We start from the raw sequence: 13215 nt of genomic DNA, 5'->3' as shown, positions 1-13215 counted from the left end.
GAACTGGTCAGCCGGGCGCGTCAGGCATTCCATCCTGCACGTCCATTTCTTTACGGGAGTTGAACAAAACTGCCACCGGCCCTGACAAGGCCCGAAAAGCTAGTCTTCGTCCTTCAGCGGCACGCCATACAGCTCAAGCCGGTGGTCCACCAGACGAAAGCCCAGACGCTTGGCAATCTCTTCCTGAAGAGCCTCGATTTCCTCGGAATGGAACTCTACGACTTCGCCCGTTTTCACATTGATCAGGTGGTCGTGATGCTCGTCCGGCACCTCTTCATAGCGCGCGCGGCCATCGCGGAAATCATGTGCCTGGATGATTCCGGCATCCTCGAACAGTTTCACAGTTCGGTAGACCGTTGCCAGGGAGATCGACGCGTCCATGGAATTAGCGCGGCGGTGCAGCTCCTCGGCATCTGGGTGGTCATCCGAAGAGGACAAGACACGCGCAATCACGCGGCGCGGTTCCGTCATTCGCAGGCCTTTATCGGCACAAAGTTTCTCGAGTCGATCCATGTGGGTGTTTTGCCCTCACATTGACCTTAAGTCCAGTCAGTTACATCCTAAACAATTACGGCTGCAGGCCAAAAGCCACCCTAACTCAGTTGGCGGCTAAAAAAGTCCAGCGTACGGCTCCAGGCCAGTTTTGCAGCAGCCTCATCATAGCGCGGCGTGGTATCATTATGGAAACCATGTTGGACGCCGGGATATATGTACGCTTCATACTCGACATCATTGGCGTCCAGCGCCGCCTTGTAGGCTGGCCAACCTGCATTCACTCGTTCATCCAGACCCGCCAGATGGATTTGCAGGGGCACATCCACATATCCGGCCTGCTCTGCCGTCGGCCAGCCGCCATAATAGGGCACCGCCGCAGACAGCCATGGTAAACGAACGGCCATCATGTTCGCCACTGCCCCGCCAAAGCAGAAGCCAACACAGCCGACTTTGCCATTCACCGCCGCATGGTCGCGCAGAAAAGCCGCCGCTGCGATGAAATCCTCAACCATGTCACCGCGATTTCGCTGCGCCTGAAGGGCCCGGCCATCATCATCATTTCCGGGATAGCCACCCAGCGGATAGAGCGCATCCGGCGCAAAGGCCACATAGCCCGCCTTGGCGACGCGCCGGGCGACATCCTTGATATGCGGATTCAGGCCACGATTCTCATGGATCACGACGATGCCCGGCAATTCGCCATTCACGTCATCGGGCCGCACAAAATAGCCCTGCATCTCCCCCGCCCCGTCCGGAGAATCGTAAACCAGCATCTCTTCATACAGGTCATCCTCGCCAGGCTCGGTCTGCATCCGGCTATAATCCGGCAACACACAGGCCGCGAGAGAGGAGACGGTAAGGCCGCCAATTGCGTATTTCCCCAGCCCTTCGAAAAAGCCGCGCCGCGACACATGCCCATGACAATAGGCATCATACAGGTCGAACACTCCCTGCGGGATCTGATTAGTTTTTGGGGTGTCGGTCATCGCTCAGCTCCTCTTGAGGGATCTGAGGTCAACATAGCGTATTTCCCGAAATCGCCCAGAGCCCGATGCGCCTCAACTGCCAAGCTCAAGAGATTTTGACATCAGGATGCCATCCACCGGCACATCCCGCTTTGTGCTGTAATAGCGCGGGCGGCGGCCATCCTCGGTAAAGCCATGCGCCGCATAGAGCGCGCGGGCGGCGGTATTGTCCTCTGCCACATCCAGCGTCATGCGTGAGACGCCCCGCTCTCCGCAGCGCGTGATCATCACCTTCAGCAAGTGGCGGGCAATGCCCTGCCGGCGCAAATCAGGATTGGTACAGACGGTCAGAATGTCTGTCTCGCCGACAATCGTCTGCCCCATGATGAAGCCTGCCAGCTGGCCATCGCGCTCAATGCCCAGTGTCAGGATAGACGGATCTTGAAGCAGCCCCCGCAAGGACGCCGCGCTCCACGGGTCCGGAAAGCATTTCAGGTGCAGCATCGCGGTGCGCCCTGCATCATCCGGCCTCAGGACAATCAGGCCATCCGTCACTTCCGCGGCTCCGGCAGAGTCGCATCCGGATCGCGCGCATAGACCGGTGTCGGCAAATGTTGGGGGGGATCAAACAGCGGAGCTTTCAATGCAGCCGTGATCGCTGAAGGCGTCAGCGGGCGGATGTCCAGCTTCCCGGCCAGCTCCTCCCCCAGCGCTTCAGCGCCCTGCATGAAGACCGGCGCATGGAAGCCCACAAGCATGGCCTTCAATTCATCAAGGCCAATCTCGATTGTATCGGCAATGCCCTTGTTTTCGGACACCCCCTGCACCCACCAGGTCTGGTCCGGCGGGCGCTTCTGGGCCATCAAAGCCCCCAGTGCCGTGTCTTCCATACCGGTTGGAATACCTGCCTCAATACTGCTGACGCCAATGCAAGGCGCCTCAGTTACCAAAGACAGGCCCCGCGCATAGGCCACACCAATGCGGATGCCCGTAAAGCTGCCCGGCCCGGTAACGACGGCAATCCGGTCCACCTCATCCAGGCTGACACCGCCCTCGGCCAGCAGGTGCTCGACAAAACCGGGCAAGGCCTTGTCCTGGCCACGTGCCATTGTCTCGCGGGCATCAGCGATGATTTCGCCATCGCGCACCAGCGCTGCTTCCATCGCGGTAAACGCAGTATTCAGCCCAAGGACAAGCATGGCGTGTCGTTCGGATCAGACGATCCGGCAGGCCTCATCAAAGTGCAGGCGCGGGCTGCGGGCAAAGATGGAGGATTTGTCGCCATAGCCGAGATTGCAGATCCAGTTGGCGCGCCAATGCTTCTCTTCACCATCCTGGCTTTCGAAGAATTCCTTGTTCACGCCGTCCATGTCAAAGCCTGACATCGGGCCGCAATCGAGGCCAAGTGAGCGCGCCGCCATCAGGAAATAGGCGCTTTGCAGTGTGCCGTTCCGGAAGGCCGTTTCCTCGCGGTTATTATCGAACCAGTTCTTCGCGCTCGGATTGTGCGGGAACAGCTTCGGCACCTTTTCCTGGAATTCCATGTCATAAGCGATGATCACGGACCATTTCGCTTCGGAGACTTTCTTCTGATTGCCTTCGGATACCAAGGGCAGAAGGCGCTTCTTGCCTTCTTCAGAAGAGACAAAGACAAAGCGCGCAGGGCAGCAGTTCGCACTCGTTGGGCCCATCTTCGCCAGGTCGTAAACCGCGCGGACCAGCACTTCCGGCACATCCTTGTCGTGGAAGCCATTATAGCTGCGCCCGTCGCGGAAAATCACGTCGAGTGCATGGTCGTTCACCGGGTGGGCCATAAACTGAGATCCTCTTGCTTGTCACTTTGTTTGTGCCCCAGCGTGCCGGGGATCGCGTGCATAATCAATGCAATATGCGCTGCAGGTCTGGTCGTTCCAGCTAGAGTACAGCTTCCACGGCTGTCACTTCCGGCACATAGGTTTTCAGCATGTTCTCGATGCCCTGCTTCAGCGTCATCGTGGAAGACGGACAGCCCGCACAGGCCCCGCGCATAGACAGATGCACAATGCCGGTCTCAGGCTCAAATTTGTGGAAGATGATGTCTCCGCCATCCTGCGCCACGGCCGGGCGAACGCGGGTTTCGATCAGTTCCTTGATCTCGTCGACGATCTCGGCGGCTTCGCCTTCATAGGAAACATCCGCCTCGCTGGCGGCAGACGGTTCAGCCCCTTCTTCCACCACCGGCAGGCCTGCCATGTAATGATCCATGATCGCGGCCAGCACCATCGGCTTCACATGCTTCCAGTCACGGTTGGCTTCCTTGTTGATGGAGACGAAATCACTGCCCAGGAACACACGCTCCACACCGTCCACCTGAAACAGGGCCCGAGCCAGCAGGCTGATGCGGGCGCTGGCGGCATCCGGAAAATCAAACGGGCCCTTGTTGCCAGCCACAGGATGGCCGGGCAGGAATTTCACCGTATCCGGGTTCGGGGTCGGTTCGGTCTGGATGAACATGGCCGGAAGCCCTTTCTACTGTGCGCGTTGCCCTTCAGATGGCGCGCAAAGCAGGCCGGTTCAAGACGTCCCCGTGTGATTAGGCGCGCAGGATCAGGGCGCGGTGGAGGCGAGACGCGTTTCCAGAGAGGCAACATTCTCCAGCGCGCCTTCCGGCAGGTCTTCAAGCGCCGCCGCCAGATCGCGGGACGCTTGTTCAGCTTCCACCAGGAAAAAGCCGATACTGGCCAGATGGTTGGCCATGAACGGGCCGTCGCCGTTCTGGTTGGAAACGATCAGGGGCTTCATCTCCGCCGCGCGGCCCCAGGCCTGCTCGGCCTTGTCAAAGGCTGTGCTGACAGCCGGCAAACGCGCCAGACGCGGCTCGGTCACACGAGCGACCGCCAGCATTTGCTGGGCAACATGGGCGCGCGCCTTGGCGCCATAGAAGCTTTCAATGTCGGCCTTGCTGGCCGGCCATTCGACGACATCCTGATTGACCTGAACGGCCAGGTCGATGCGGTCGGCCTTTGCCCAGTCAGCGAACAGGTTGGCTTCCGCCTTCAGCTTTTCCAGCTTGTCCGGTGCCACGGCCAGGCCTCGGCCCGCGCGGGAATCATAGCGGTTCAGGGCTTCCGCCGCTGCCGTCAGGCGCGGGCGCATGTCTTCGCCTGGCACGCCGCGCAGCAAACGCGTCGCCGCTTTCAGGTCAGAATCGACTTCGCCGCCCTTCACGGTCAGCTCGGACAGCATGCGTGTATGGTCAGACAGCGCGTCTGTGGTCGCAACCTGCCAGGCCGGCATCGCCGTCAGGCGGGCCTGCGGGTGCCAGTTCGCCCGGTCCCCTGCCCAGCCGGCCCCTTCCAGTTCACGGGCGATCTTGTTGATGGCGACACCCACTTCCGGCATCGTCCAGTCCTGCCCGGCGATCTCGACATGGCTGTCATCAATCTTGTTGGAAGCGACGGTCAGCACCGGATAGGCCACCACGGCCGCCACAACGGCGCCAATCTTGAGCGCCAGCTTGGTCCGTCGCCACCAGCGCTGTGCAAACACCATCACCGGGCTGGGCTCGGCATAATCGAAGGTTACGAGATGATCAGACCCAAGCACGGTCACGGCAGGACCTTCCTCCTGGTAGGCCGCGGGGAGGCGACTACTATCAAATGCCATCTACTCTACCCTGTTTGCATGAAAACGCTGGAGACCTGTTGCGTTTACACCACTATGCAGGCGAATGGGGCATTTTAACAGTGCATTAACTGTTAAATATCCGCAAAGCTACGGAGTGCCGGTATTTTGACCGGACCGGCAAGATGTTGGGAAGTATAACGGCCTGCAACGCGCCGGAGAGCAGAAATTACTCGCCCATGGCGCGAATTTCGGCCTCAGTGGTCAGCGTCTGTTCTTCGCCATTCTCATCCGCCAGGGTCAGTACCAGCTCTGCCAGGTCGCCAGGTGCAATCTGGTCACTGATTCCGAAGAACATCAGGTGCGCGCCGCCGCGTTCCAGTTCCAGCGGCACAATCGGCGTCGCTTCCAGACGCTCTACCTTGCGCATGCGCATGACGCCGTCTTCCATGCTCATCGTATGCAGCTCGGCCTTGTCGGCGATGTTGGTGTCAGCGCCCGTCAGCCAGATCGCCCCCCCCTCCACGCTCAGCGTCAGGCCCCCCATGGCAACGTCCCGGCCAGGTGCAGGCATCACGATGAACGCATCGGTCACAACCGGTACCGGCGTCACGTCCGGCGCTTTCGCTTCCTGGGAACAGGCTGCGAGAGCAGCAACGGAAAGACCGGCAATCAGGGATACAAGACGCATGGGAACGCTCCAGAATGATTTAGGGTCAGAGGGATAGGCCGAAGGCGCAGAAGGTCAACAAACCAAATCCGCGCAGGCCAAATCCGTGCAGGTCAGCCTCATGCGCCCCAGAAGCCGACCAGTTCGCGCACTTCCCGGATGACCGGCGCAGACATCGCATCAGCCCGCTCAGCGCCATCCTTCAACACGCTATCGATAAAGCTCACATCATCCAGAATCTCGCGGAAGCGCTGCGTGATCGGGGCCAGATGGTTCACCGTCACCTCGGCCAGTGCCGGCTTGAAGACACCAAAGCCCTGCCCGCCATATTGCTTCAGCACAGCCTCGACAGTTTCTCCGGAGAGGGCCGCATAGATGCCGACCAGATTCTCCACCTCGGGGCGGCCTTCCAGGCCCTCCACCTCGCTCGGCATATCGCCCAGCAGGTCGGTCTTCGCCTTCTTGATCTTCTTGGCGATCGTGTCGGCATCATCCACCAGCGCGATGCGAGACAGTTCCGACGGATCGGACTTCGACATCTTCTTGCTGCCATCCTTCAGGCTCATCACGCGCGCGCCCGGCCCCTTGATCAACGGCTCCGGCAACGGGAAGAAGCCCGGCGCGTCATATTCGCGGTTGAAGCGGTCGGCGATATCGCGGGAGAGCTCCAGATGTTGCTTCTGGTCTTCGCCGACCGGCACATGCGTCGCCTTGTAGGCCAAAATGTCTGCTGCCTGCAGCACGGGATAGGTGAACAGGCCGACAGAAGCCCGCTCGGCATCCTTGCCGGCCTTGTCCTTGAACTGCGTCATCCGCTCGACCCAGCCCATCCGCGCCACGCAATTGAAGATCCAGGCCAGTTCCACGTGCGCCTTCACCGAAGACTGCGCATAGAGGATGGATTTCTTCGGGTCCACGCCGCACGCCAGGAAGGCCGCTGCGATCTGCCGTGTCTGGCTGATCAGCGCGCCCTTCTCCACCGGCATGGTGATCGCGTGCAGGTCCACAACCGCATAAACCGCGTCCCAGCCCTCTTCCTGCAGGTCCACGAATTTCTTCAGGGCGCCCAGATAGTTGCCCAGATGCAGATTGCCGGTTGGCTGGATGCCCGAGAAAATACGCTGCGGGCCGCTATAGGTGGGGGAATGTGTATCGCTCATGGGCAGGCGCTTTAGCGCGTTTGTCTAGCGCCGCAAAGCCTGCCTGATGTCAGAAATGCGGATCGCGCCGGTCAGCAGGGCTGCAAAAGCGTATATCACGCCTCCGGCCAGCACGATCAGCACCGCAGCCAGAGTGCGGGAGTTCAGCACCTGCGCCTGTATCAAGGCCAGATTCTGCAGCATGAACCACACCGCCGCGCTCATCACCGCCGTCGCCAGGGCCGCACGCACCACGCCGGATACAAGCCGCGCACCGGGCGTGTACCATCCGCGCCGCATCAGAGTCATCGCCAGCAGGGCCGTATTCACCCAGGCCGCAATGGAGGTCGCGATGGCCAGACCAATAAAGCCCGCCTGCCCGTTGGATTTCATCCAGAAGAACAGCCCTGCCCCCAGCACCGTATTGATCAGCACGGACGTCAGCGCATAGCGCATCGGAGTCTTGGTATCCTCCCGCGCAAAGAAGGCCGGGGCCAGCACCTTGATCAGCACAAAGGCCGGCACGCCCCAGGCAAAATGGAACAGCGCATGACCAGACATCTGCGCATCCGACAGCAGGAATTCCCCGCGTGTGAAGAACACATCAATCAGGAAGACCGGCGCAATCATCAGCGCCGCCGCCGCCGGCAGGGTCAGCGCCATGGCCAGGCCGATCCCCTCATCCATGGTCCGGCGGCTGCCCGCTTCATCAAAGGCGCGCGCCGCCCGGCTGAGGCGCGGCAGAATCGCGACGCCCACCGCCACGCCAACCAGGCCCAGCGGCAGCTGATAGAGCCGGTCTGCCGCATAGAGCCAGGATTTCGCGCCAACCTCAAAGCTGGCGAGGGACTGGCTGACAATGATGTTAATCTGCGTGCCAGAAGCCGCAATTGTGCCCGGTATGGCCAGCTTCAGCACCTTCTTCACGGCAGGCGTCAGACGCGGCCAGCCGATCAGGCTGATGTGCACTTTCTGGCGGCGCACGCCCCACCACAGCACACCCGCCTGCAACAGGCCCGCAAAGAAATAGGCCACTGCCGCCGCCAGCGCCGTCCCCTCTGCCGACGGCGCCACAAAGGCCGCCGGGATGAGAGACAAATTCAGCAGCGTCGGCGCGCCGGCAGACAGAATGAACCGCTCGGCCGAATTCAGCACGCCAGACAGCAGCGCCGCAATCGCCATAAAGGTCAGGTACGGCATGGTGATCCGCGTCAGCAGGACGGCCAGCGCGTAATTCTCCGGATCATCCGCCTGCCCGCCATGGATCAACAGCAAGACCCAGGGCATGAATATCTGCGCCAGAATGGTCAGCGCCGCTGTCGTCGCGAACAGAACGCGCAGCGCTTCCTGCGCCACGGCCCGCGCGGCCTCATGCCCTTCTGCCTCCAGCGTGCGCGCATAGGTCGGCACAAAGGCTGACGCGAATGCACCCTCGGCAAAAATGCGGCGGAACAGGTTCGGGAATTGCTGCGCCGTCGCCCAGGCATCGCCCACCGGCCCGGCGCCGATCTTGGCGATCAGCAATATGTCGCGCACCATGCCTAGCACGCGGCTGCCCAGGGTCAGCGAGGATTGCACCAGGGTGTTGCGCGCGACACTCATCGCGATTCCTCTGATCGAATTCTCAGAAACTGTCCACGGCGCGGGAGCGTTTCAGTTTCCGGGCCGGCGTTTCCGGCGCATCCGGTTCATGGCGCCCCAATGCGCCAAGAAGACGTTCTCTCAGGGTCTCTTTCTGGGCGTCGTCGGACAATTTGTGGCCCTGCTCGGACTGCACATAGAACGCATCGAACATGCGCTCGCCATACGATCCGACATGCGCAGAGTGAATGGACAGTTCCAGATCTGCCAGCACGCGCGCCACATCGAACAGAAGCCCCGGCCGGTCGCGGCCCGCAATATCGATCACGGTATAATCGGCTGACACATCGTCCCGGATCTGCGCAGAGGGCTGCACCAGGAAGGCGGCCTGACGTCGTCCGGTCCGCGATTTCGCCAGCTCTTTTACCTGCGTCCCGCTCAGCACATCATGCAGCGCCTTTTCCAGGCGCGTCAGACGGCTTGGATCGCTCTGGCCATAGGGCTTCTGCGCAGCGTCCTGAAGGATGAAGATATCGACGATGCGCCCGCTCTTGCTGGTGAACACCTGCGCGGAGACAACGTTCGCGCCCAGATTGGCCAGCGTGCCGGCCAAGTCTGCGAACAGGCCCGGTCTGTCAGAGCCGGACACCAGCAAGGCCAGCGCCCCCCCTTCCGGCGGGAACCGATGACAGACAATATTGCCGCTCATCGCCAGCGCGTCAGCATGCCAGGCCAAGTCTTCCAGATCGAAGCCCGTCCAATAAGCCGTCTCCATTTCCAGCTGCAAAGGCGGAATTGTGCCAATTTGCTCAATCAGTGCTTCGCGGCGCGTCTCGGCTTTCGCTTCCAGCTCGGCTTGCACACCTTTCTCGTCGGCGCGTCCCCCTCGCAGCGCTGCGGCGGTGTTGTGGTAGAGGTCCGCCATCAGCTGCCCCTTCCACGCATTCCACACGCCGGGGCCCACGGCGCGAATGTCTGCCGCCGTCAGGATGTAAAGCAGCCGCAAGCGCTCCAGAGAGCCGACCATATTGGCAAATTGCGTCACCGTGCGCGGATCGGAAATATCCCGCTTCTGGGCCGTCTCGCTCAGTTCCAGATGGTGGCCCACCAGCCAGGCGACCAGTTCCGTTTCGTCCTCCGGCATGCCCAGACGCTGGCAGGCGCGCGAAGAGGTCTTCATCCCTTCCACCTGCTGGTCGCCTCGGCCCTTGCCGGTATCATGCAGCAGCATGGCCATGTAAAGTGCCCGGCGGTTCTCGATCAGCGGGAAAATCTCGGTCGCCAGCGGCACGCGTTCGGCATTGCCATTCTCCATCTCCGCAATCGCCTCAACCGCGCGGATCGTGTGCTCATCTACCGTGTAGTGATGATACATGTTGAACTGCGTCTGTGCGACAATGCCGCCAAATTCCGGGATCACCTTGCCCAGTATGCCGGCCTCATTCATACGGCGCAGGATCAGGCCGGGGTCCTTCCCGCCCAGAATGGCATCCAGCATCAGCTCCCGCGCCTCCGGCATGTTCCTTACACGCTCATTCAGGGACCTCAAATTTCGCGTCAGCGCCGTCAGCGCATCCGGATGAATGTCCTTGCCCTCGCGGCGCGCGATGATGAACAGGCGCAGCATGTTCAGCGGGTCAGACTTCATCACCTTTTCAGATGTGATACTGACGCGTCCGGCATCAATCACAAAGCCCTCATCCTTCAGGGGCTGCGGGCTGCGCTGCGGCAACAGACGGCGAAAGCCTTCCGGTCGCTTCTTCTGGTCGGCCTCCAGCTTTGCCGCCACGATGCGCGTTAGCGCGCCAATATCCTTGGTCACAAGGAAATAGCGCTTCATGAAGCGCTCGACGCCCTGCTGTCCGCGCCGGTCGCGATAGCCCATCCGCGCCGCGATCTCCGGCTGAAGGTCAAAGCTGAGGCGCTCTTCCGCCCGCCCGGTCACAAAGTGCAGATGACAGCGCACCGTCCACAGGAACCGCGCAGATCGAATGTAAGTCCCGTACTCACTCTCCGTGAACGGAGCCTTCTTCATCACATCTTCCAGCGTCTTGCCGCCATGCATATGCTTGATCAGCCAGTATAGGGTCTGCAGGTCACGCAGGCCGCCCTTGCCCTCTTTCAGGTTCGGCTCCACCACATAGCGCGCATCGCCCTGCCGTGCGTGGCGGGCATCGCGCTCGGCCAGCTTGTCAGCGATGAAGTCGGCATCCTTGCCCTCCACCGCATCCTTCTGGAACTTCACCTGCATCTCGTCAGACAGGGCCTGGTCGCCGCAGATGAAACGCGCATCCAGCAGGGATGTCTTGATCGTCACATCCTCGGCTGCCAGTTTGACACACTCCGTTGGCGTACGGAATGCATTGCCCACTTTTAGCCCCATGTCCCACAGCGCGTACAGCATGTATTCGATCACGCTTTCCGTATGCGGGCTCGCCTTGTAGGCACGCAGGAACAGAAGGTCCGTGTCAGAAGACGGCGCCATCACGCCGCGGCCATAGCCCCCCGTCGCCAGGATCGCCAGACGCTCGGCCTCTGTGGGGTTGCGCGCGCGGTGCACATGCGTCGTCGTGAAATCATACAGGGCATGGATCACTTCATCCTGCACCGCAGACAACAACCGCGCCGTATCCAGGCCGTCCGCTCCCTGCTGCAGTCGCTCCTGCGCAATCATGCGGCCGCGGAACATCGCGCCGTGCAGATGGTTCAGCGCAGCCTTGCGCATGGCCTGGGGGTTGCCCAGATTGTCCAGCGCCGCCGCCGTCAGCTTCACCCGCAGGGCCCGGCCATCAATGATATTGGAAATCCGCCATTTGCCAGGCCGCCGCAGCAGATGGCTGCGCGCCTCAACCAGGGTTGGGCCTTTGGGTGCAGTCGCAGGGGAATCTATGCTCATCACCCGTCTATATAGCAGGTCCGCGCGCCGCGCCTATAGCGCAGCCTCCAGCTTTACCGGCAAAACGCGGGACTTCTTCACAACGCCATAGGCAAAGCTCGTCTCGATGGAGGCAATGCCCGGCAGGCGCTGGATGGTGTGACGCACCAATTGCTCATACGCATCCAGACTCTCGGCCACAATGCGCAGCTGGTAATCGGCCCCGCCGGTCATCAGATAGCAGTCCAGCACGGCCTCGGTCTCCATGATCTTCGCCTCGAAGCGCTGTACGGCCTCTTCGCTGTGCACAGACAGGCGAATGCGCATGAAACAGGTGATCGGATAGCCGCAGGCCTTCTGGTCCACCAGCGCGGAATAGCCCTGAATCACTCCATCGGCCTCCAGATTGCGCACCCGGCGCAGACAGGGTGACGGCGACAGGCCCACCTTTTCCGCCAGGTCTTGATTGGTCAGGCGGCCATCTTCCTGCAAGGCCCGCACAATCTTGGCATCTATCCGGTCCATTTAGCGCTCCTGTTAGCATATTCTGCCAATTTTATATCAGTTTATGGCAATATTTGAAATCTCATACTTTGGTTGCGATGCTATTCTGCTGCCATACCGCAATTTTCTGCACAGGAACCCGTCATGGCCTTCGATTCCAACCGTCCGCTTGGTCCCGCAACCCGCGCCATTCATCATGGCTATGAGCCTGCAGACCATGAAAACGCCCTGACGCCGCCCTTGCACCTCACATCCACCTTCGCCTTCCCGGATGCCGAAACCGGCGGCGCTCTGTTCGCAGGCGAGACCGAGGGCCACATTTATTCGCGCATCTCCAACCCGACGGTCAGCCTGCTCGAATCCCGCATCGCCAGCCTTGAAGGTGCCGAAGCCGCTATTGCCACGGCCAGCGGCATGGGTGCCATCTCCGCGACGCTGTGGACGCTGGTAAAGCCGGGTGACGAGATCATTACCGATGAAACGCTCTATGGCTGCACCTTCGCCTTCATGCGCGACGGGCTCAGCCGCTTTGGCGTGAAGATCACCCATGTTGATCTGCGCGCCCCGGAAAAGCTCGCCGCCGCAATCAGTGACACGACGCGCGTCGTCTATTTCGAAACCCCGGCCAATCCGAACATGCGCCTGGTCGACATCCGCGCCGTGTCAGACATTGCCCGCGCGGTCGGCGCGCTCACAATTGTCGACAACACCTACGCCTCCCCCCTACTCACCCGCCCGATAGAGCTGGGCGCAGACTTCGTGCTGCACTCGGCCACGAAATATCTCGGCGGCCATGGAGACCTTGTCGCAGGCATCGTCTGCGGCCGGGCCGAGCCCATTCAAGACATCCGCATGGTCGGCGTGAAAGACATGACCGGGTCCGTCATGGCGCCCTTCAATGCCATGCTGGTGATGCGGGGACTGAAGACCTTGCAATTGCGCATGCAGCGCCACTGCGAAAGCGGCCGGAAGATTGCCGAATGGCTGGAGGCCCAGCCAAGCGTCTCAGTGGTTCACTATCCGGGCCTGCCCAGCCATCCCCAGCACGACCTCGCCAGGCGCCAGATGGACGGCTTTGGCGGCATGATCGCCTTTGAACTGGACGGCGGCTATCAGGCCGGCATCGACATGATGAACCGCCTGCAGCTGATCCGCCGCGCCGTCAGCCTTGGCGATGCCGAAACCCTGATCCAGCACCCGGCCAGCATGACCCACTCGACCTACACGGAAGAAGAGCGCGCCGCCCACGGCATCTCCGACGGCCTCATCCGTCTCTCCGTCGGCCTCGAAGACCTGGCCGACATCCTCGCCGACCTGGAGCAGGCCGTGGCTTAAGCCCCCCCAAACACCAAAGCTCATCCTGAGCGAAATTGAAGGATGACT

General features: G+C 61.2%; 13 protein-coding genes. 1 reads left to right on the top strand and 12 read right to left on the bottom strand.

Annotated features, from left to right (window positions below):
- Positions 1-99: 99 nt before the first annotated feature.
- The 12 genes from HY2_RS02460 to HY2_RS02405 all read right to left on the bottom strand — a co-directional run bounded on the left by HY2_RS02460 (position 100) and on the right by HY2_RS02405 (position 11853).
- Entirely contained in the window at positions 100-513 is a 414-nt protein-coding gene (locus tag HY2_RS02460) for a Fur family transcriptional regulator (protein WP_034824368.1), read from the bottom strand.
- Between the two features lie 80 nt (positions 514-593).
- Positions 594-1481 (bottom strand): dienelactone hydrolase family protein, encoded by an 888-nt coding sequence (locus HY2_RS02455; protein ID WP_034824366.1) that lies wholly within the window; start codon positions 1479-1481, stop codon positions 594-596.
- A 72-nt stretch (positions 1482-1553) separates the two neighbouring features.
- The gene (gene rimI / locus HY2_RS02450; protein WP_051594638.1) at positions 1554-2015 is read right to left on the bottom strand and encodes a ribosomal protein S18-alanine N-acetyltransferase; all 462 of its coding nucleotides are present in this window, start codon (positions 2013-2015) and stop codon (positions 1554-1556) included.
- Positions 2012-2659, bottom strand: a complete 648-nt coding sequence (gene tsaB / locus HY2_RS16575; RefSeq protein ID WP_051594637.1) for a tRNA (adenosine(37)-N6)-threonylcarbamoyltransferase complex dimerization subunit type 1 TsaB — start codon at positions 2657-2659, stop codon at positions 2012-2014. Before tsaB ends, rimI begins: the two co-directional genes overlap by 4 nt.
- A gap of 15 nt (positions 2660-2674) precedes the next feature.
- Positions 2675-3274, bottom strand: a complete 600-nt coding sequence (locus HY2_RS02440; RefSeq protein ID WP_034824363.1) for a malonic semialdehyde reductase — start codon at positions 3272-3274, stop codon at positions 2675-2677.
- Positions 3275-3374: 100 nt separating this feature from the next.
- Positions 3375-3953: a NifU family protein gene (locus HY2_RS17825; RefSeq protein WP_034824360.1), complete on the bottom strand. Its 579-nt coding sequence runs from the start codon at positions 3951-3953 to the stop codon at positions 3375-3377.
- A 93-nt stretch (positions 3954-4046) separates the two neighbouring features.
- Entirely contained in the window at positions 4047-5105 is a 1059-nt protein-coding gene (locus tag HY2_RS02430) for a hypothetical protein (protein WP_034824357.1), read from the bottom strand.
- A gap of 187 nt (positions 5106-5292) precedes the next feature.
- Positions 5293-5754: a copper chaperone PCu(A)C gene (locus tag HY2_RS02425; RefSeq protein ID WP_034824354.1), complete on the bottom strand. Its 462-nt coding sequence runs from the start codon at positions 5752-5754 to the stop codon at positions 5293-5295.
- A 98-nt stretch (positions 5755-5852) separates the two neighbouring features.
- Complete coding sequence (trpS, locus tag HY2_RS02420) at positions 5853-6893, bottom strand: tryptophan--tRNA ligase (protein WP_034824351.1); 1041 nt, start codon at positions 6891-6893, stop codon at positions 5853-5855.
- Positions 6894-6917: 24 nt separating this feature from the next.
- Complete coding sequence (gene murJ, locus HY2_RS02415; RefSeq protein ID WP_034824348.1) at positions 6918-8474, bottom strand: murein biosynthesis integral membrane protein MurJ; 1557 nt, start codon at positions 8472-8474, stop codon at positions 6918-6920.
- A 22-nt stretch (positions 8475-8496) separates the two neighbouring features.
- Positions 8497-11349, bottom strand: a complete 2853-nt coding sequence (locus tag HY2_RS02410; protein WP_081814879.1) for a [protein-PII] uridylyltransferase — start codon at positions 11347-11349, stop codon at positions 8497-8499.
- A gap of 33 nt (positions 11350-11382) precedes the next feature.
- Positions 11383-11853, bottom strand: coding sequence for an Lrp/AsnC family transcriptional regulator (locus HY2_RS02405; RefSeq protein ID WP_034824345.1), 471 nt, complete (start codon positions 11851-11853; stop codon positions 11383-11385).
- A gap of 123 nt (positions 11854-11976) precedes the next feature.
- Between HY2_RS02405 and HY2_RS02400 the strand changes: the two genes are divergently transcribed.
- Positions 11977-13167, top strand: a complete 1191-nt coding sequence (locus tag HY2_RS02400) for a methionine gamma-lyase (RefSeq protein ID WP_034824343.1) — start codon at positions 11977-11979, stop codon at positions 13165-13167.
- Positions 13168-13215 lie beyond the last annotated feature (48 nt).

This window comes from Hyphomonas pacifica (assembly GCF_000682675.1).
Taxonomy (GTDB): Bacteria; Pseudomonadota; Alphaproteobacteria; order Caulobacterales; family Hyphomonadaceae; genus Hyphomonas; species Hyphomonas pacifica.
This window is presented reverse-complemented; position numbering and strand designations above follow the sequence as displayed.

Excerpts from the sequence above, each read along its gene's own strand:
- HY2_RS02460 (WP_034824368.1), bottom strand. The coding sequence starts at position 513 with ATGGATCGACTCGAGAAACTTTGTGCCGATAAAGGCCTGCGAATGACG.
- HY2_RS02455 (WP_034824366.1), bottom strand. The coding sequence starts at position 1,481 with ATGACCGACACCCCAAAAACTAATCAGATCCCGCAGGGAGTGTTCGAC.
- tsaB (WP_051594637.1), bottom strand. The coding sequence starts at position 2,659 with ATGCTTGTCCTTGGGCTGAATACTGCGTTTACCGCGATGGAAGCAGCG.
- HY2_RS02440 (WP_034824363.1), bottom strand. The coding sequence starts at position 3,274 with ATGGCCCACCCGGTGAACGACCATGCACTCGACGTGATTTTCCGCGAC.
- HY2_RS17825 (WP_034824360.1), bottom strand. The coding sequence starts at position 3,953 with ATGTTCATCCAGACCGAACCGACCCCGAACCCGGATACGGTGAAATTC.
- HY2_RS02430 (WP_034824357.1), bottom strand. The coding sequence starts at position 5,105 with ATGGCATTTGATAGTAGTCGCCTCCCCGCGGCCTACCAGGAGGAAGGT.
- HY2_RS02425 (WP_034824354.1), bottom strand. The coding sequence starts at position 5,754 with ATGCGTCTTGTATCCCTGATTGCCGGTCTTTCCGTTGCTGCTCTCGCA.
- trpS (WP_034824351.1), bottom strand. The coding sequence starts at position 6,893 with ATGAGCGATACACATTCCCCCACCTATAGCGGCCCGCAGCGTATTTTC.
- murJ (WP_034824348.1), bottom strand. The coding sequence starts at position 8,474 with ATGAGTGTCGCGCGCAACACCCTGGTGCAATCCTCGCTGACCCTGGGC.
- HY2_RS02410 (WP_081814879.1), bottom strand. The coding sequence starts at position 11,349 with ATGAGCATAGATTCCCCTGCGACTGCACCCAAAGGCCCAACCCTGGTT.
- HY2_RS02405 (WP_034824345.1), bottom strand. The coding sequence starts at position 11,853 with ATGGACCGGATAGATGCCAAGATTGTGCGGGCCTTGCAGGAAGATGGC.
- HY2_RS02400 (WP_034824343.1), top strand. The coding sequence starts at position 11,977 with ATGGCCTTCGATTCCAACCGTCCGCTTGGTCCCGCAACCCGCGCCATT.